Origin of the sequence: uncultured Dokdonia sp., assembly GCF_937910895.1 — a bacterium.
Taxonomy (GTDB): Bacteria; Bacteroidota; Bacteroidia; order Flavobacteriales; family Flavobacteriaceae; genus Dokdonia.
In genome coordinates, this window is record NZ_CALEMI010000040.1 from 1 (window position 1) to 18,193 (window position 18,193).

20 protein-coding genes are annotated in these 18,193 nt (G+C 35.2%); 12 read left to right on the forward strand and 8 right to left on the reverse strand.

Annotated features, from left to right (window positions below):
• Both Q0505_RS04330 and Q0505_RS04335 read left to right on the forward strand, forming a co-directional pair.
• On the forward strand, positions 1–684 hold a 684-nt coding region (locus Q0505_RS04330; protein WP_299209327.1), incomplete at its 5' end, for a tetratricopeptide repeat protein.
• 87 nt (positions 685–771) lie between these two features.
• Positions 772–1,110, forward strand: coding sequence for a nuclear transport factor 2 family protein (locus tag Q0505_RS04335; protein ID WP_299209330.1), 339 nt, complete (start codon positions 772–774; stop codon positions 1,108–1,110).
• 5 nt (positions 1,111–1,115) lie between these two features.
• On the opposite strand, the gene Q0505_RS04340 is transcribed toward Q0505_RS04335, so the two are convergent.
• Both Q0505_RS04340 and Q0505_RS04345 read right to left on the reverse strand, forming a co-directional pair.
• On the reverse strand, positions 1,116–1,982 hold the full coding sequence (locus Q0505_RS04340; RefSeq protein WP_299209333.1) for a hydroxymethylglutaryl-CoA lyase: 867 nt from the start codon (positions 1,980–1,982) through the stop codon (positions 1,116–1,118).
• Positions 1,983–2,063: 81 nt separating this feature from the next.
• The gene (locus tag Q0505_RS04345; protein ID WP_299209336.1) at positions 2,064–2,675 is read right to left on the reverse strand and encodes a LysE family translocator; all 612 of its coding nucleotides are present in this window, start codon (positions 2,673–2,675) and stop codon (positions 2,064–2,066) included.
• 287 nt (positions 2,676–2,962) lie between these two features.
• Between Q0505_RS04345 and Q0505_RS04350 the strand changes: the two genes are divergently transcribed.
• From Q0505_RS04350 to Q0505_RS04360, 3 genes are all read left to right on the forward strand, one after another.
• A complete protein-coding gene (locus Q0505_RS04350) occupies positions 2,963–3,799 on the forward strand; it encodes a LytTR family DNA-binding domain-containing protein (RefSeq protein ID WP_299209338.1) in 837 nt (278 codons plus the stop codon).
• A gap of 104 nt (positions 3,800–3,903) precedes the next feature.
• Complete coding sequence (locus tag Q0505_RS04355; protein ID WP_299209341.1) at positions 3,904–4,452, forward strand: hypothetical protein; 549 nt, start codon at positions 3,904–3,906, stop codon at positions 4,450–4,452.
• A gap of 53 nt (positions 4,453–4,505) precedes the next feature.
• Entirely contained in the window at positions 4,506–6,011 is a 1,506-nt protein-coding gene (locus tag Q0505_RS04360; RefSeq protein ID WP_299209344.1) for a S41 family peptidase, read from the forward strand.
• 158 nt (positions 6,012–6,169) lie between these two features.
• Here Q0505_RS04360 and Q0505_RS04365 read toward each other — a convergent pair whose 3' ends face one another.
• A complete protein-coding gene (locus Q0505_RS04365) occupies positions 6,170–6,373 on the reverse strand; it encodes a sigma factor (RefSeq protein WP_299209347.1) in 204 nt (67 codons plus the stop codon).
• 205 nt (positions 6,374–6,578) lie between these two features.
• Between Q0505_RS04365 and Q0505_RS04370 the strand changes: the two genes are divergently transcribed.
• Both Q0505_RS04370 and Q0505_RS04375 read left to right on the forward strand, forming a co-directional pair.
• Positions 6,579–6,956: a DUF3703 domain-containing protein gene (locus Q0505_RS04370; protein ID WP_299209350.1), complete on the forward strand. Its 378-nt coding sequence runs from the start codon at positions 6,579–6,581 to the stop codon at positions 6,954–6,956.
• Positions 6,957–6,994: 38 nt separating this feature from the next.
• Positions 6,995–7,444, forward strand: a complete 450-nt coding sequence (locus tag Q0505_RS04375) for a hypothetical protein (RefSeq protein WP_299209353.1) — start codon at positions 6,995–6,997, stop codon at positions 7,442–7,444.
• 52 nt (positions 7,445–7,496) lie between these two features.
• Here the strand turns inward: Q0505_RS04375 and Q0505_RS04380 are convergent, their stop codons facing one another.
• Together Q0505_RS04380 and Q0505_RS04385 are read right to left on the reverse strand one after the other, a co-directional pair.
• Positions 7,497–7,658 (reverse strand): hypothetical protein, encoded by a 162-nt coding sequence (locus tag Q0505_RS04380; protein WP_299209356.1) that lies wholly within the window; start codon positions 7,656–7,658, stop codon positions 7,497–7,499.
• 14 nt (positions 7,659–7,672) lie between these two features.
• Positions 7,673–8,713, reverse strand: a complete 1,041-nt coding sequence (locus Q0505_RS04385) for a quinone-dependent dihydroorotate dehydrogenase (protein WP_299209590.1) — start codon at positions 8,711–8,713, stop codon at positions 7,673–7,675.
• Positions 8,714–8,799: 86 nt separating this feature from the next.
• Between Q0505_RS04385 and Q0505_RS04390 the strand changes: the two genes are divergently transcribed.
• From Q0505_RS04390 to Q0505_RS04405, 4 genes are all read left to right on the forward strand, one after another.
• The gene (locus Q0505_RS04390) at positions 8,800–9,645 is read left to right on the forward strand and encodes an alpha/beta hydrolase-fold protein (protein WP_299209359.1); all 846 of its coding nucleotides are present in this window, start codon (positions 8,800–8,802) and stop codon (positions 9,643–9,645) included.
• 213 nt (positions 9,646–9,858) lie between these two features.
• Positions 9,859–11,100 carry a peptidase T gene (gene pepT / locus Q0505_RS04395; RefSeq protein WP_299209362.1) on the forward strand — a complete coding sequence of 414 codons (1,242 nt, stop codon included), beginning with the start codon at positions 9,859–9,861 and terminating at the stop codon, positions 11,098–11,100.
• A gap of 276 nt (positions 11,101–11,376) precedes the next feature.
• Complete coding sequence (locus tag Q0505_RS04400; protein ID WP_299209364.1) at positions 11,377–11,949, forward strand: DUF3575 domain-containing protein; 573 nt, start codon at positions 11,377–11,379, stop codon at positions 11,947–11,949.
• Between the two features lie 305 nt (positions 11,950–12,254).
• Positions 12,255–13,013, forward strand: a complete 759-nt coding sequence (locus Q0505_RS04405; RefSeq protein ID WP_299209367.1) for a Two component regulator three Y domain protein — start codon at positions 12,255–12,257, stop codon at positions 13,011–13,013.
• 108 nt (positions 13,014–13,121) lie between these two features.
• On the opposite strand, the gene Q0505_RS04410 is transcribed toward Q0505_RS04405, so the two are convergent.
• Together Q0505_RS04410 and Q0505_RS04415 are read right to left on the reverse strand one after the other, a co-directional pair.
• The gene (locus Q0505_RS04410) at positions 13,122–13,739 is read right to left on the reverse strand and encodes an L-threonylcarbamoyladenylate synthase (protein WP_299209370.1); all 618 of its coding nucleotides are present in this window, start codon (positions 13,737–13,739) and stop codon (positions 13,122–13,124) included.
• A gap of 70 nt (positions 13,740–13,809) precedes the next feature.
• Complete coding sequence (locus Q0505_RS04415; protein ID WP_299209373.1) at positions 13,810–14,319, reverse strand: GNAT family protein; 510 nt, start codon at positions 14,317–14,319, stop codon at positions 13,810–13,812.
• A 274-nt stretch (positions 14,320–14,593) separates the two neighbouring features.
• Between Q0505_RS04415 and Q0505_RS04420 the strand changes: the two genes are divergently transcribed.
• On the forward strand, positions 14,594–15,574 hold the full coding sequence (locus tag Q0505_RS04420) for an alpha/beta hydrolase (RefSeq protein WP_299209376.1): 981 nt from the start codon (positions 14,594–14,596) through the stop codon (positions 15,572–15,574).
• Here Q0505_RS04420 and Q0505_RS04425 read toward each other — a convergent pair.
• The gene (locus Q0505_RS04425; protein ID WP_299209379.1) at positions 15,564–17,903 is read right to left on the reverse strand and encodes a UvrD-helicase domain-containing protein; all 2,340 of its coding nucleotides are present in this window, start codon (positions 17,901–17,903) and stop codon (positions 15,564–15,566) included. The genes Q0505_RS04420 and Q0505_RS04425 overlap by 11 nt on opposite strands.
• Positions 17,904–18,193 lie beyond the last annotated feature (290 nt).

The following is an 18,193-nucleotide window of genomic DNA, read 5'->3' on the forward strand; positions in this document are numbered from 1 at the left end:
GAAGAGAACATACCGTCATCCTTAAATACAGATTTTACTTTTTATGATGAACTGATAGAGAGTGATGCGTATAAAATACGTTTGCATGATCTGTCGCATTCCTACTTTAGCACGTTGGGAGTCCTTTTTGAAGAGCGAGATCCAAAACAAGATAAAAGCGATCAAAAAATCATGGCTTCGTATCGACTAGCGGCGACATATAGTTTACATTTTATGAACGCTTATCTTAAAAATGACCCAACCTCTTTAGAGTTTATAAACAATACGCCACTGGAAAACAAAATTTCAGAGCAACTCATTTCTATAGCTTCTAAAAAAGCGAGTAAAGTCCCACTTGATTTTTATCATTTTTTTAGCGAGGCAAAACAACAAGGATATAAAAATCTATTACCGCTTTATACAAACCTAAAAAGAGAACATCCTGCTTTAGTGATTCCAGAAGGAAATTTAAATACCCTTGGATTGCAACTCATTTTTAATCCTTCCATGTCTGAAGAAGGAATTGCGGTTTTTGAGTTTGCAACGATCTTATATCCTAACGCTGCAAATCTCTATGATAGTTTGGCTGAAGGCTATCTATCTATGGGAGATTATAAAAATGCCATTCAGTATTTTGAAAAATCACTTTCATTAAATCCTGACAATCAAAATGCCATAAAACGATTGAAGGAGTTGCGGTCTTAATAAAATAGAGATTGATCTCATAAAATATTATTTTTAATAAAACAGGTATCTTGTAAAAAAGTACGCATTCCTCATCACAAATAATATATGTCACCAGAACACATTGTCCAAAAACAACTAGATGCTTACAACAATAGAGATATAGATTCCTTTGTCGCTATGCACGCACCTGACGCCGAGTTATATATTTTCTCTGAAACAGTACCTTTTGTAAAAGGACAAGCGCAACTAAGAGCGACTTACAGCGAAATATTTGAAAACTCTCCTACCCTATTTTCAAAGCTTATTCATCGAATTGTCTTAGGTAATAAAGTCATCGATCACGAAGAAATTACAGGTCGTAAAGGAGTTGATGTGTTGGAGTTTATTGCGATTTATGAAGTCAATGAAGTGGTTATCACAAAAGCGCATTTTATACGTAAATAATTTTATTAATGATACTTCTCAAACACTTTTAAGGCTTCGTTATAGCTACTTTCAAAAGACATGGCATTGACATTATCATTTGCTTTTACAGAAGAAAAATAAGAGATTAATTTTTCTGTCGGCATATTTCCTGTGAGCTCATCTTTTGCCATCGGACAGCCACCAAAACCTTGAATAGCGCCATCAAAACGACGACATCCTGCTTTGTAAGCGGCATCTACTTTTTCATGCCAGGTTGTTGGTGTGGTGTGTAAATGAGCACCAAATTCTATGGTTGGATATTTGGGAATAAGATTCGAAAACAGATAGTTAATATTTTCAGGATTAGACGTTCCCACCGTATCAGATAAGGAAATAATCTTTACCCCCAAAGCACTTAACTTTTCGGTCCACTCCCCGACTATATCCACGTTCCACGGATCTCCGTACGGATTTCCAAATCCCATAGAAATATACACCACCACTTGTTTGTCATTGCTATGTGCCAGGTCTAAAATTTCTTTCAGTACCTCGACAGATTCTGCAATGGTTTTGTGGGTATTACGCATCTGGAAATTTTCAGATATCGAAAATGGATAGCCCAGATAATCGACCATCTTGTGGGTCACCGCATCGCTTGCGCCACGTACGTTGGCAACAATGGTCAGTAGTTTACTCTCCGTTTTTGAAAGGTCTAAGCTGTGCAATACTTCAGCGGAGTCTACCATTTGCGGGATCGCTTTTGGGGACACAAAACTCCCTACATCTATGGTATCAAAACCACAACGCAATAAGGACTGAATATACTGAACTTTAGCTTCGGTCGGAATCCAATCTTTAATTCCTTGCATTGCGTCACGAGGACATTCTATGATTTTTACCTTTGTATTCACTATGTAAAAATAGGGCTAATTACGCTTTTAAGGAACAACGTGACGAAGAAGTTTATGCTGAACAACGTTGAAGTACGAAAGCTAAATTAAAATGAAAACCGCGATCCCAATAAAAACAATAATCTGTAACCATTTAAGAATATTACCAATTTGATTGCTTTTTTTAAGATATCCCGAGATACTTCCCGCCAAAACGGCGATTCCGCCGAAAATAATAAACGATTCTATCATAAATAAAATCCCTAAAACATAAAACTGAAACACGGTATTGCCTTCTGGTTCCCATAAAAACCCGGGAAAGAACGCAAGAAAAAAGATGGTGACTTTTGGATTAAGAATATTCATCAGGACACCTTGTTTGAATAAACTCCAATGACTCTTTTTTGGAGCACCGTCTGTGAGAGAAACCTTAGCGTCACTCTTAAATACTTTATAGGCAAGAAACAAAAGGTAGGCAGCACCGAATACTTTGATAATAAAAAATATAGTAGGTGACGTGGCAATAATCGCCGAAACACCAAAAGCAACCAGCGTGGTATGAACAATGCAACCTGAGATCAGCCCAGCCGTAGTCGACAACCCAGAAGCACAACCGTTTACCACACTTTGCGTCAGCACATAGATATTATCAGGTCCAGGAGAAAACGCTAGTATGGCTGTCGCTCCCAAAAAGGCAAGCATGGATTCTAGCATGGGCTACAAAGTTTCATAAGGTATATTTCAGTAAAAATAAGTAAATAATTGTCTAGATAATTTATGAGCTATTGAAAGGAATATAATTTTACAATTTACAAAGTAAGCTTCTAGTTTAGTAGAACTTATGATTGCTTTAATTTTTAATCAATTAAAAATCCGTTAGATTTGTAGTGCATACATAGTATATAATAGCAATTGCTATTATATTGTTGTTAGCAACAAGCCAAAAAAACAATCTCAAATAAAATACAAATTGAAATCAGACTAAAATATAGTAATTCCTTATGCAGTGGCTCAACTCACCATATCCATTATTACAAAAAGCTAAATACAAGTGGTTATTTGCCTTATTATCAGGTCTTTTTGTTTTTGTGTTTTTGATTGTTTTTCAACCTTTCGGCGCAGCACAGTCAATAGCTTACAAATATGTATTCTTGGCGGGTTTTGGGGTTTCCGTTTTTCTTGGTGTGGCTGCTACTTATTTTATTCTTCCTAAACTATTTAGAGATTTTTTTCGCCCAGAAAAATGGACCATAGCAAAGGAAATTCTATTACAATTTTGTTGCATCTTGATCATAAGCGCTTTTAATTCCCTGCACAATTATAATTGGTGGCGCGATATTGATTTATATCAAAACTTTATTATTTTTCTTAAAATCACTACTTCGATAGGAATTTTCCCTATCATAGGTTTAATCTTTTTTAAAGAGCGCACCCTTTCAAAACGCAATATCGAAAGAGCACAATTGCTTTCTAATCGATTACCGATCGCAGCGGTAGAGGAAACGATTACAGTACAAATACAAGAAGAAAATGTAAAAGCATCGCCTATTGTAATGCAATTATCAGATTTTGTATATGCACAATCAGAAGGGAATTATGTAACGATATTTTATTTGGAGGATAGTACGCTTTCGCGAAAGCTAATTAGACTTTCTTTAAAACAGCTCGAAATACAGTTAGAAAATCATTCTCAAATAAAACGATGTCATCGCTCTTACCTTATTAACACAAAACATATAATGGCTATTGACGGCAATGCAAGGTCACTCACAATACAACTAGATAAGGTTGCTACACTTATTCCTGTTTCTAGATCATTTTCAAAGGCTGACTTTTAATAGCCTTCCCGTTCATCACAAAAGTGGCACACCCATCCCATTTTTTTATAACGTACTGATTTCAAGACTATTTTTGGGCTAAATAATTTTTAAAATATAGACTTATGAAAAATCGTATTCACAGCATCTTAATCTTAATGGCAGGAATCTTATTATTAAGCAGCGCTGCAAGTATGGAATCAGAAAAAAGAAATTCTAATCTCAAAGTAAAACTTAATGAGGTGGCATCCTATATTCCTGTACGGGATACAAAAAACCTTGAAGTTTCAGAAGCTGCTGTTGCGTGGCATATGGATCACATTTATTTAATGGTAAATCAGTTATATAAAGCGCTCGAGTATTCTGATGAAAGTAACTATAAAGCGGAATCCAATAAGACACGTGATTATGTCTTTACTTCTAATACGCTACCTAGAGGAAAAGTTACTGCGCCAGAGTCCGTAAGACCAGCAGAAAACTTAACTATCAATACGTTACGAATGCATTATGATGAAGCGCTTGCTAAAGTCGAAAAGTTGCCTATGCTTGCAGAAAAGAAGCACTTTAATCATCCTATTCTTGGGACTATGAATAGAGACGAGACCATTATGTTTCTTACTATTCATACTGAACATCACCTTAAGATTATACGAGATATATTGAAGGGCAAGTAGTTTTCTAGATCATTACTCATTGAATTAGGTAAAAAACCAAAAACCATCTAAAAATGAAAAAAATAATTATCCTTATAGTTTTAATTCAACTATCGTATTATGGATTTTCACAAACTTGTGACTGCTCTTCAAACCTAAAATGGCTCACTGAAACATTTGAAAAAAATGATGCAGGATTTCAATATGTTATTGACATAAAAGGAGAAAATTCTTATGCAACACATAATACACTTTATACTAAAAAAGCCTCAAAAATATCGGACTTAAATGAGTGCCATACATTATTAAATGATTGGACGGAGTTTTTTAGAGAAGGTCATCTGAATGTTCAGTTAATAGCACAAAGTCAGAATGCAATTGAGCAAACTGGACCATCGGACAAAGAAATCATAGAGAAATATAAAAATTCTGAACAATTTGAAATAGAGAAACAAGAGTTTGACAACTACGTAGATAAGCTTGGAAACAACTCAGGTTTTGAAGGTCTTTGGGCTTCGGGACCTTATAAAATTGGAATAATCAAGGACAACTTAAATCCTAACAGAGAATACGTTGGATTCATAGTTGACTCTGAAAATCCTTATTGGTTGAAAAATCAAGTTAAACTAGAGATTTTCAAAGCAAAAGATGGGAAACTTTCTATAAGGTATTACATGGGTGACCACTCACCAATTGATTTTGAAAGGTTTGAATTTTACGGAAAAAATTATGTGCTTGCTGGATCTGGTAATGACCTATATGCTAACCCAAGTAATATTTCTTTGAGAAGAATTTTACCAAAAATAATAACGAATGAAAAAGTTGAACGATACTTGAACTCAATATATTCCAACAAACCTTTTATTGAAAAAGTATCTGATAATACCGTGTTATTGAGAATTCCATCATTTAACTATTCAAATAAAAAATATATTGATAGTCTACTAAACAGCAATGATAATTTAATAAAGAGTACAGAGAATTTAATTATCGATGTAAGATATAATGGTGGTGGATCAGATTATAGTTATGAAGAAATAAAGCCTTATTTATACACAAACCCAATAAGAGGAATTGGTGTAGCATATTTATCAACAGAATTAAACAATAAACGAATGGTTGATTTTATGAATGATCCAGACTGGTCAGATGATGATAAAAAATGGGCAAAAGAAAGTTTAAATAAACTGAACAAGCATATTGGAGAATTTGTGAACTTAGATGAAAGTATTGTAAGTATTGATACGCTTAAAAATGTCTATCCAAATCCAAAGAAAGTAGCAATTTTGATAAATGGAAATTGTGGGAGTACTACAGAACAATTTCTATTAGAAGCAAAACAAAGTAAAAAAGTAAAACTTGTTGGAACCACTACAGCAGGTGTATTAGATATTTCAAATATGTACTATGTTAGTTCACCATCAAAAGAATTTGAATTATGGTATGGTTTGTCAAAAAGTTACAGAATCCCTGAAATGATAATTGACGAAAAAGGAATACAACCTGATTATTATTTTGATAAAACTATTAAACCCTATGAATGGATTGATAAGACAATAGAAATACTGAATTATAAATAGCTAGTTGCCAACACCGGTAACCGTTGCACAACCCCATAATTCTGATAAAAACGACTCATGCAAAGCCTCTCTTTCGAGGCTTTTTTTATGGCATCTCGTATGGATGTGTACTTTTAAAAACGTTTAGATACACGTATATGAGCTTATAAAAAGTGATTTTATGAAATCCTGACAAAAATCCCATTCTTACCCCACTTTTTACCTTTAAATGTCGCTATCGATCGCCACACATGAACCAAAACCTCTTGAAAAAGATCTTTGGCGTCTTCATGATCTTTTGAATAGATCGAGCAAATTCGGAATAGTTTTTCCTGATTTTCTTCTAAGGCAGTAAGAAATATAGTTTCACGTTCTTTTCTCATAATGAATTCTTGTCTCTACTATGTTAGTTACAGGAGGTGTATAAATATGACACTTTAGTATGGTTATTTTTAATGTGTGATGTATTAAAATTAATGGTACTTAGATTTTTTACTCCGATAGGACTATATGAATCGATATTGATAAAATAGCATTCAGTATCTATATTACAGAAATAGCATTAAATTTAAAGTCTAACTCATTAATATGAAATTTTACACTTCGATTCCAAAAGGATTAAAGCCCTATTACACATCAGAATTGGAAAAATACCGAATTGAATACTCGCATGGGAATTTAAGAAATGCGTGGAATCATTTAGAAAGAGCACACATTATAGGTCAAAAGTATCCCTACGCTCACACCTATGTACATTGGAAAATGTTACAATTCGGATGTAAAACTAAAAACAGAAAAGAAATCATCGGACAAATTCCACGACTGATTTTTGGGGGAGTAAAATCTTTTGTTGGAAAAATTCCTGTTGGAAATTCTGGAGGGGCAAATGTTCCGCCATTAAAACCATTTCCGATTAAAAAAGAATTACAAGATATTTTTACAAAAGCAGGAGTAAGCATAAGCTAAAAATATAAAACCAAACACTACAAAATCCACTTTATTCAATGAACTATAAATACATCCTTCTATTTGCAGTAACACTATTACTCACTTCTTGTGCTTTAAAGCCTATCACTTCTGAATTTACTTTTATAAAAACGGATTTAGAAAAAGTGGAACTTGAGAACTTAGGAAATGGGACCGTATTAATCTATAATGGAGCCGATATTTTGCATAAAATGGATAATACAGCCAGATTAAACATTTGGATAGACAATAAACCATTAGGTCAGATTCGACCGAGTGAATATGTAATTATTAACCTTAATGATGGAAAATATTTATTTGACGTGTTACATCTAGATCTTGTCAATATGAGAAGTTCGCATGATGTGCTTATTGATGGGAACACTAAAGTCATCAAAATCAAACCGAATCTTACCTCAAACAAATTAACCGTAACCAACGAATTACCAAAAAGATTTGAAAAATTTAGCTACGCAGAAAAAAGGTAACTCAAATACTAGAATTAAAAATATGGTTATTATAAAATACTAGGAACGCTAATTACCACTGACGCTCTTTCCACACCAAATAAAGCCCTAAGAGCAATAAGACACCCGCAATACCAACTTTTACAATTTGTGGGATAAAAGTAGCTAGGTCTGGTTTTAAAGAAAAAAGCAATACCATCACGGAAGCTAAAAGAACTTTATGAGAATTACGCATAGTGATCTAGATGCTTAAGAAGAATGAACCTCACGTTTTAAAAGCGCTTTATTAATATCGGTAATCAAGCTTGGACCTTCATAAATAAACCCTGTATATAACTGAATAAGACTCGCACCTGCATCTAGTTTGTCCAATGCATCTTGTACAGAGTGAATACCACCCACACCAATAATTGGGAAGGACTTGTTACTCTTTTCTGATAAATACCGAATCACACGTGTAGACTTGCCAGTGATCGGTTTGCCACTGAGGCCGCCGTTTCCTATTTCATCTAAGCGTTCTTTAGACGCTTTTAATCCGTCTCTAGACACAGACGTATTACTAGCAATCACACCATCTAAGTTGGTTTCTTTTACTAAATCTACAATCTCATCTAATTGCTGATCGTTTAAATCGGGTGCGATTTTTAACACGATTGGGCGTTGTACTTTGTATGTTTTGTTTGCTTTTTGTACCGCTTGGATCAACTCTATGAGATAATCCTTATCGTTCAGTTTTGCGTGACTCGACACATTTGGACAACTCACATTCAGTACAAAATAATCTACATACGGATGCAGTGCGTGAAAACATGTTAGGTAATCCGCTGTATAATCTTCTGGTTTGGTGTCTGTGTTTTTACCAATATTCCCGCCTATCAATACATTTCTATTCGACTTAAGACGTTCTACTGCGGCATCAACACCACCATTATTAAAGCCCATTCGGTTAATAATTCCTTGATCGCTTTTTAATCGGAACAATCTTTTTTTAGGATTTCCAACTTGTGCTTTGGGAGTCACAGTACCAATTTCTATAAAACCAAAACCTACATCATCCAGTTCTTTATACAACTTGGCGTCTTTATCAAAACCTGCCGCAAGTCCAACAGGATTCTTGAATTTCAACCCAAATATCTCACGTTCTAGTCTTTTATCTTTGACCTGCCACAAGCTTCGAAAGAGTCCGCCAAAGCCCAATTTGACCATATTCCGAATCAGAGAAAAGGTGAAATGGTGCACTTTTTCGGGGTCAAATAAAAAAAGAATAGGTCGGACAAGAAGTTTGTACATAATCGTTTGAGATCTTGAGTGCAAAAGTAATTGAAAATAGGTAATTTTATGCTTTCGCGAAAGCGGAAAAAAAATCAATGACATTTATGAAAAAAATATACGGTTTCTTATTCCTATTCCTCTCTCTATATACGTTCAGTATAGCACAACAAAACGAAACCATCGCCACCCTAAAAACAGTACCTTTTACGATAGGCGAAACCCGTACTTTTTATTCCAGCGAACTTGAAGAAAACAGAACCATAAACGTATACCTACCACTTTCTTATGATAAAAAAAAGGAAGCTTCCTATCCAGTGATCTATTTATTGGATGGTAGCAAAGACGAGGATTTTATACATATCGCGGGAATCGTACAATTTGGAAATTTCCCATGGATTGATATGCTTCCCGAGTCTATTGTAATAGGAATCAGCAACGTAGATCGAAAACGAGATTTTACCTACCCAACTACCAATACAAAAGACAAGGAAGATTTTCCTACCACAGGAGGTTCGGCAGCCTTTATTTCGTTTTTGGAAAAAGAGTTACAATCCTACGTCGCAAATACGTATCGCGTGACAGAAGAACGTACTTTAATTGGACAATCCTTAGGTGGATTACTCGCTACCGAAATTCTTTGGAAACAACCCACGCTTTTCTCTAATTATATTATCGTGAGCCCAAGTTTATGGTGGGATGACAACTCATTACTGCCTAAAGAACGCGCACCAATCACATCGCCTACAAAAGTATATGTGGCGGTGGGAAAAGAAGGTCCATACATGGAAAGTGCTGCATTTAGCTTGATAGGTGCTTTGAAAGAAGATCGGCAGATTACATCAAGTTTTACCTATTTTAATGGACAAGATCATTCCAATATTTTGCATAAAGCAGTATATGAGGCTTTTGTTAATTTTTATACGGTAGAGGAAGAAGATGGAAAAGAATGAGATCGCTTTCGCGAAAGCGTGGAAAAGAGAGAACATAGTTGGGAGTTGGATTTTTTTTTGAAAAGAGAGAAGAGATGAAGGAAAAGAGACTGGATGCTAGATGAGGGAAGTGGAAAGTTCTTTTTGTGATTTGAGATTTGGAACTTGTTTTAGAAAAATAATATAAATAAGAAAGCGGGATGAGATTTCCGCCTTCGCGGAAATGAAAATAGTATGATTGATAAACAAGCATTGATAGATCGTTTTGTAAGTTATGTAACGATAGATACGGAAAGTGATCCGAATAGTGATACCACGCCTAGTTCTGAAAAGCAATGGGATCTGGCGCGTAAGTTGGCGGGTGAATTAGAAGCTATGGGGATGACAGATGTTACTATAGATGAGAATGCCTATATCATGGCTACACTTCCTTCTAATGTGGCTCACAAAGTGCCAACGATTGGTTTTGTATCACACTTTGATACGACGCCTGATTTTACAGGAAAAGATGTAAAACCTCAAATTATAGAAAATTATGACGGTGGTAATATTGTTCTTAATAAGGAGCAAAATATCATATTATCTCCAGATTATTTTGATGATCTTCTCCAATACAAAGGACAAACTATTATCACAACAGACGGAACTACTTTATTAGGCGCCGATGATAAAGCGGGGATTACAGAAATTATGGAAGCGATGCAATACCTATTGGCGCATCCAGAAATTAAACACGGAACTATACGCGTTGGCTTTACTCCTGATGAAGAGATTGGTCGTGGGGCGCATAAATTTGATGTAGAAAAATTTGGCGCTGACTGGGCATACACCATGGACGGAAGTCAGATAGGTGAGCTAGAATATGAGAACTTTAATGCGGCAGGTGCCGTCGTGACCATAGAAGGTAAAATTGTACACCCAGGCTATGCTAAGGGAAAGATGGTCAATAGTATGTATATCGCAACAGATTATATCAACTCATTACCCAGATTTGAAACCCCCGAACATACAGAAGGTCGTGAAGGGTTCTTTCATTTGTATAGTATCGAAGGTGGTGTAGATAGCACAAAACTAGAATACATTATAAGAGATCACGATAAAAACCATTTTGAAGCACGTAAGGCAATGATGGTACAATTGGCTAACGAACTTAATGAACAACTAGAAAAGGAACTAGTCACTGTAACGATGAAAGATCAATATTTCAATATGCGAGAAAAAGTAGAACCTGTCATGCATATTGTAGATATTGCTGAAGAAGCCATGAAGGCGCTTGGTATCCGACCGCTTATAAAACCTATTCGCGGAGGTACTGATGGATCTCAACTTTCTTTTATGGGATTACCTTGTCCCAATATCTTTGCTGGCGGTCATAATTTTCATGGACGCTATGAGTATGTGCCTGTAGAAAGTATGATGCGGGCTGTAGAAGTGATTGTAAAGATTGCTGAGATTACGGCTCAGAGAGAACAATAATATCCCTATTCTATATAATTTAACAAAGCAGTCTTAAAAGACTGCTTTGTTAAATTATACTATTAAGTCAATATATTAGTTATAAAGGAATACTGTTTAAAACAGCGCTTACTTTATAAAATCATGTTAATCTTAGGTTAAGCTATAGCTATAAGAAGCAACCTTTTTACAATCTTTGACTCTATAGAATATATTAATTAAAACTACAATACTAAAAGATAGTAGATGTGTTTAAAAAAGTACATTTTTAGAATACTATCACTAACAACAATCCTTATGAAAAACAAGATCACATTTTTATTCTTAGCTATTACTACTATTGCTTTTGCACAAGAAGATGCAGATGATCAACCTGTAAATCTTAATGAGATCAATAACAAAAAACATGAGTTTCGTATAGATGTTCTAGAAAGTCTTGCTTTACCCGCTTTAGATATTAGTTATGAATACGTTCTGAGTAAATATTCAGGAGTCGGAGCGAGTATCAATATTAATTTTCAGGATGAAGATTCTGATTTTAGACAAGAATTTGCATTTACACCTTACTACAGACAATATTTCTTTAATAAAAAAGACTATGGAGCTAGAGGCTTTTTTGCCGAAGGTCTATTACAATATGCAACTGGAGAAAATGGAGATTTTCTATTTGGAGAAGATGGACTTGATGAATCAGAAAGAGGCACTTGGAATAAGTTTGGAGTAGGAGTTGCTATAGGTCAGAAATGGGTGAGTCGAAATGGTTTTGTTATAGAATTATCTTTAGGAGGGGGTCGTTACCTAGGAGGTGATGATCGCTTCTCACCCGAAGGATTCTTTAGAGGAGGCATTTCTTTTGGATATCGATTTTAATTAAAAATACATCTATTATATAACATAGAGAGCTGCCTTTTTAAGGTAGCTCTTTTTTTTGATGCCAATAGTTCCAATACGCAATTTCAAAATTTATAAAAAAGAAGCAAATTTGCGCTCCTTGCCTACACAATTGTGTAGTTCATCGATAAAAAAGATAATTAAAATTATCGACGAATCGATGAACTACACAAAATTCTGTTGTAAATGTTAAAATATCGAGTATTTGATCGAAAAAATCAATCCCTTCATCGTTGGCTTTAAGATTCTAATTAAATTAGTACCACCCAAATCAAGCAACCAATATGAAAATTTTTACTCCTCTAGCCTTAGCGCTATTTATTTCTTTCAGTTCTTTTGCTCAAATTTCTAACGCTGAAAAACAAGCTTTAGTTGACCTTTACTCACAAACAAATGGTGACTCTTGGACAAATTCTTGGGATTTACAACAATCTCCAAAATCCTGGAAAGGTGTTGTTGTTGTTAATGATAAAGTCATTGCATTAACACTTACTGATAATAACTTAACAGGTACACTACCCGAAAGTATTGGAAACCTAACCAACCTTAAGGTTTTAAATCTTCATAAAAATAATATAGAAGGAACGATTCCTGAATCTATAACCGCTATTACAGGATTAAAAGTGTTAAACATCTCTTTTAATAAATTAGAAGGTTCACTTCCTTCTAGGCTAACAAACCTTGCTAGTTTAGAGTATTTGGATTTATTCTTTAATAATTTAACGGGAACGTTACCACAAGACTTAGGTAATTTAACAAATCTTAAAAGATTAAGTTTATATAGCAACAACTTTGGAGGTCAGCTTCCATCATCTATTGAGAATCTTGAAAAATTACTAGATATACAAATTAGTAGCAACCAATTTGAAGGAGAGTTACCTGTAGGTATTGCTTCTTTAAATTCGCTTAAAAGGCTAAGTATTTTTGACAATAATTTTTCTGGAGAATTTCCAGAAGTAATTAATACGTTGGAACTTCAAGAACTTGCATACCAAAACAACAAATTCAATTCGGTAGCAGTAGTTGCTATCAGCGATAAATAAATTACAGTCATATACTAGTCGTAAGCTAGTGTATTTACCCCAAATCTTTATTAGATTTAGTTAAGAGCCTCTTTTTAGAGGCTTTTTCTATGTTTAAAAATGAAGGATTTATATTTCTAAACTCCCTTTTCCTTCTCGTATCAAGATAGGCTCTGCTCCTGTAAGATCAATCACTGTAGACGGTACATTGTCACCATAACCACCATCTACAACCACATCCACAAGATGTCCCCATTTCTCATAAATAAGTTCAGGGTCGGTCATATATTCTATCACCTCATCTTCATCATAAATAGAGGTAGATACAATCGGATTTCCTAAAACGTCAATAATGGTACTAGTAATTAAGTTATCAGGAACTCGGATGCCCACTTCTTTTTTCTTTTTAAAAACGGTAGGTAAATTGTTATTTCCGGGTAGTATAAATGTGTACGGGCCTGGCAACGCTCTTTTTAGAAGCTTAAACGTAGCGGTATCTATTTGTTTTACATAATCAGAAAGATTGCTTAAATCTTTGCACACAAAAGAAAAGTTTGCCTTCGCAAGTTTGACGCCTTTAATTTTTGCCACGCGTTCTAAAGCTCGGTTATTTGTGATATCACACCCTAAAGCATACACCGTATCACTAGGATAGATAATTAAACCTCCATCTCGTACAATAGAAACAATACGCTCTATATCCTTCGGATTAGGATTCTCTTCATATATTTTAATGAATTCTGCCATATAGCTAGGTAACGTTATTTACTATAAGTCAGTTGCTTGGATAAGCAATGACTTACAGTACTATTCTATTTTATTTTTTTAATTTGAAATATCTATGTTCGTCACAAATTTGATCATTCTTAAAAATTGCTTTTTTGAATACACCTTCTTTTTCATATCCATTTTTCTCAAGTACTTTCATAGAAGCCACATTGAATTCAAATACACCCGAATAAATTCTAACGAGGTTAAGTTCTTCAAATCCATACGTAGTTATTAATGCTACCGCTTCTGTTGCAATTCCTTTTCCCCAATAAGGTTCTCCTAACCAATATCCAATTTCTGCTGATTTTTTATAAACATCTTCTTGTAGCACTAATCCAATGACTCCGCAAATTTCTCCTTGGTATTCAATTCCAAAACTTTGTTTAGGATTTTCGTTATTGGTTAGGGTTATAAAAAATTCTGCATCAGTTTTATCGTAAGGATTAGGTATATAATCTCTTAAATTATTCCACACTTTTCTATTATTAGCAAGTTTCGCTAATTGTGATGTATCGGATACTTTGAGTGATCTTATTTTAATTTTTGGATTGCTCAATTATGTTCGATTTTCAAATGACATATAACCATCAAGTAAAGTTATGAAAAAAGTGGTACGCTTTCGCGAAAGCGTATAAAGTATCATAAAAAATACATAATACGTGTTCTTCATTATGAAACAGATACTGTAGAAAATAGTTGAAATTTTCAATTTTCATCTCAAACCTAAAGGAAAACTGAAAAATTCACAGATAATTACTTTCGCGAAAGCGTATAAAACATCTTAAAAAATATATTTTATATTTTCTCACTAAAAAGAGGTACACTAATTGATGAAGGATAGAAATCGTCTCTACGAAACATACGTAAAGCATCCATCCCAACGTTATACTAAAAAACTAGCTATGAAATATTTGCAAATCCTTTTAATTACAATTAGTTTTTCTATACTCTTTTCTAGCTGTTCATCTTCAGATGATCAGATCCTAACAGATGATACTACCGTCATTATTGATGCTTCCTTAGAAGCAGCAGTCTTGACAAATGTTTCTTATGGTGATAATTCGCAACAAGTGTATGATCTCTATTTGCCTGAAGGAAGAACAACTGAGACCACAAAAGTAATTGTACTGATACACGGCGGTGGCTGGACTTCTGGAGACAAAAGTGATATGGCAGCATCGGTTGCTTTTATACAAACGTTTCATCCAGATCACGCGATTGTGAATGTCAATTATGTATTAGCATCATTCCCAAATACACCTGCGTTTCCAAATCAATATTTTGATATACGTTCCATCATTAATCAGGTTACAGCACAAAGCGAAGAATTACAAATACTACCCGAATTTGGAATGATCGGCGTGAGTGCTGGAGCGCATCTGGCAATGATGTATGATTATGTATACGATATGAATGACCAAGTAAAATTTGTGATTAATATTGTAGGTCCTAGTGATTTTACAGATCCTTTTTATGCAGATGATCCTGACTTTGCGCTAGCCTTAGACTTTTTTGTAGATGAAAATCAGTATCCATCAGGTACCGATTATGCATTTGTAAATAGTCCTGCATTGGTAGCAACTGATAACAGTAGTCCTACCCTACTCTTTTACGGGAATCAAGACCCGCTAGTACCCCTTACCAACGGAACACGATTAGACAGTCGATTAAATACAGTCAATGTACCTCACCTATTTACCGTATATCAAGGCGGACATGGAAATGACTGGAGTGAGGAAAGCAACTTAGATCTAGCACTAAAATCAAGTCAATATATCGAAACTTATCTCCCGATCCCTATTATTCAATAATCTTAAGTTTGGCAAAACGTAATAGTAGTTTTTTTAAGCCACCGTTTTCAAAGTTGATTTCGGCTTTTTGATCCATTCCTTTTCCTTCTAGACCTTCTACAATACCACGTCCAAACCGAATGTGCTCTACAATAGCACCTTTTTCTAAAGCACCCACTACGCTAGATCCTGACACATCAGAAGCATCCGTAGGTTTGATCTTACGCAATTTACGCAACTGATCTCCTGTAGGCGTTCCTACGCTTGGCGGAGCGCCGCTGACAGGTTTTTTTAAACGTAATTTACTCTTATCTACATCGCCAAAAATATCGGTATCCATTAAAGGCTTATAGCGATACGTTTGCATAGGCGTTTGATAATCTAAATACGCATCATCAATCTCTTCTATAAACCGACTAGGCTCTGCTTCTACTAGTTTTCCCCATCGATACCGAGACTCTGCATAGGTAAGATAGGCTTGCTTTTCAGCTCGGGTCAATGCCACGTAAAAAAGACGCCGTTCTTCTTCGAGTTCGCTACGTGTATTCATACTCATCGCACTTGGAAACAAATCTTCCTCCATCCCGACGATATACACAAATGGAAATTCCAATCCTTTGGCTAAATGAATGGTCATTAACGCAACGCGATCTTCATCGCCTTTATCATTATCCATATCAGTAGCGAGCGCTACATCTTCCATAAACTCGGCTAATGATCCTGTGGTATCGGCAAGTTGTTTTTGCTCTTCCACAAAATCACGCATTCCATTCAAAAGCTCTTCTATATTTTCTATACGTGCCACTCCTTCTGGAGTTCCGTCTTTTTTGAGTTCTTGTAGTAAGCCTGTCTTTTTAGCAACCAATTCAGCTACCTCAAAAGCATCACTTCCTTCATTAAAGATTTGAAAGCTTTTGATCATGGTAACAAAATTTGCCAACTTGGTTTGCGTCCCACGGTTGATATTCATGGAGCCACCTAACTGTTCTATCTTTTCCATCACCTCAAAAATAGAACGCCCATAATGCTTGGCAGCGACGATGAGTTTATCGATGGTCGTACCGCCAATCCCACGTGCAGGATAATTGACCACACGCTTCAACGCTTCTTCATCCTTGGGATTAATTATCAAACGCAAATACGAAAGTACATCCTTAATCTCTTTACGTTGATAAAAAGATAGTCCGCCATAAATCCGATACGGGATATCGCGTTTACGCAACGCGTCTTCCATCGCACGCGATTGTGCGTTGGTACGATACAAAATTGCAAAATCACCATTCATTAATTGGTGATTCATTCTATTTTCAAAAATACTTGACGCTACATAACGCCCCTCTTCCCCATCAGTAGGAGATCTGTGGACTACAATCTGGCCGCCATCATCATTAGACGTCCAAACCGTTTTATCCAGTCGGGTTTTATTTTTTTCGATCACAGAATTTGCCGCCTCTACAATATTCTTCGTAGACCGATAATTCTGCTCCAAACGATACATCGCTACATTGTCATAATCCTTTTGGAAGTTGAGAATATTATTAATATTTGCTCCTCTAAAAGCATAAATACTCTGAGAGTCATCTCCTACCACACAAATATTCTGAAACCGATCAGAAAGCGCTTTAACAATCAAATACTGACTGTGGTTGGTATCTTGGTACTCATCCACCAAGATATACTGAAAACGATTTTGATATTTTGCCAATACCTCTGGAAACCGATTTAAAAGTTCGTTAGTACGTAACAACAGATCATCAAAATCCATCGCGCCTGCTTTAAAACAGCGGTCTACGTACTCTTTGTAAATCTCACCCATCCGCGGCCGTTTTGCCATCGCATCTGCTTCCACCAAATCGGGATCATTAAAATAGGCACGAACCGTAATCAAACTATTCTTAAAAGAAGAAATTCGGTTTTGTACCTGTTTGTACTTATAAATATCTTTATCAAGTTGCAATTCTTTAATAATTGAACTGATTAAGCGTTGCGAATCTTGCGTATCATAAATCGTGAAATTAGAGGGGAATCCAAGCTTATCAGCTTCAAAGCGGAGGATTTTAGCAAAAATGGAATGGAAGGTTCCCATCCACAAGTTTTTGGCTTCGCTACTTCCTACAATACTTGAAATTCGTTTTTTCATCTCACGCGCTGCCTTATTGGTAAACGTCAGAGACAAAATATTAAAGGCATCAACCCCTTGACTCATCAAATACGCAATCCGCATGGTAAGCACACGTGTCTTTCCAGATCCCGCTCCCGCAATCACAATAAGTGCCCCATCTTTATGTAAAGTAGGCGCTCGTTGAGCTTCATTTAAGCCCTCAATATATACTTCTAGTTTAGAATCCATAGCTATCCGCAAAGTACGATATGAAGCCCAATTTTAAAACCAATCCTTAGCGTTTTTATACTGATTTTTCAACAGGATTAAAAAAAGAATATGGAGCATAGAATATAGACTAATTAAAAAGGAGAAATCTCAAATAACAAAAAACAAACCTCAAAAGTCTTGTTTGTTAACTTGATGTTTTCTGATTCACTCTAATGAAAAAAAGAAGACCATTCTATTTGTGAAATATATTATTATAGTTTCCGCTTTCGCGAAATCAAATTAATCAGTCATCTCGAGCGTAGTCGAGA